Raw genomic sequence first — 800 nt, 5'->3', positions numbered from 1 at the left:
GCTGGACGTGTCCGAAGCCATGATCCATGTCGCCATGGGCAGCCTGCTACTGCGCCGGATCGCCCATAACTGACATTTCTCAAACGGACTCTAAATATTTTGGCGCTCGCGCTACCGGCTGAGTCCGCAGGTCGAGATGCCGTAAGTACTCGCGATACTAGCCCCTCAACGCATTCTTGGATCGTGTCCCTGGGCGTGGTGTAGCTGGCGCGAATGATCACCGAATGCTTTCCGGTGGTTTGATTGATCAAAGTGCCGCTGCGGGCAAACTGATGATCGGATCATCACTCAGCGGCGCGATGGTCTCAAGGGTCATGTAGCGGCCGCGCTGGACGGCCCACTCGTCATTTTGTTCGAGCAGCAGCGCGCCGACGAGCCGAATGACGGCCCCGTCGTTCGGGAAAATGCCGACGACCTCGGTGCGGCGTTTGATCTCGCCGTTCAGGCGCTCGATCGGGTTGGTGCTGTGTAGCTTCGCCCGATGTTCCTTGGGGAAGGACATATAGGCCAGGACGTCATGCTCGGCCTCGTCCATGATGGCAGCGAGTTTTGGCACCCTTGGTCGGATTTGGTCGGCGACGCTCCGCCACTGCGCGCTGGCGGCTTCCGCCGTCTCCTGCGCGAAGGCGGTGGCGATGAAGGCCGAGACGACCCGTCGCCCGCTCTTGCCCGCATGGGCGAAGACATTCCTTTGAAAATGCACGCGGGGGCTGTTGAAAATGTGGCCCCGGAGCGGGCCGCGATAGCTCATCCGCCGACAAAGGTCAGGCAACGGATCACGCGTTGCCCTGGCGATCCAT

The 800-nt window shown here is 61.2% G+C and carries 1 protein-coding gene; it reads right to left on the bottom strand.

What is annotated here, in order from left to right; translation table 11 throughout:
• Positions 1-247: 247 nt before the first annotated feature.
• A partial coding sequence (locus ACYQ6W_RS22670; protein ID WP_459678568.1) for a transposase occupies positions 248-800 on the bottom strand: 553 nt, incomplete at its 5' end.

The sequence above is a fragment of the Acidisoma sp. 7E03 genome (assembly GCF_054665075.1).
Note: the sequence above shows the minus strand (reverse complement) of the source record. Positions and strands in the feature narration are given on the sequence as shown.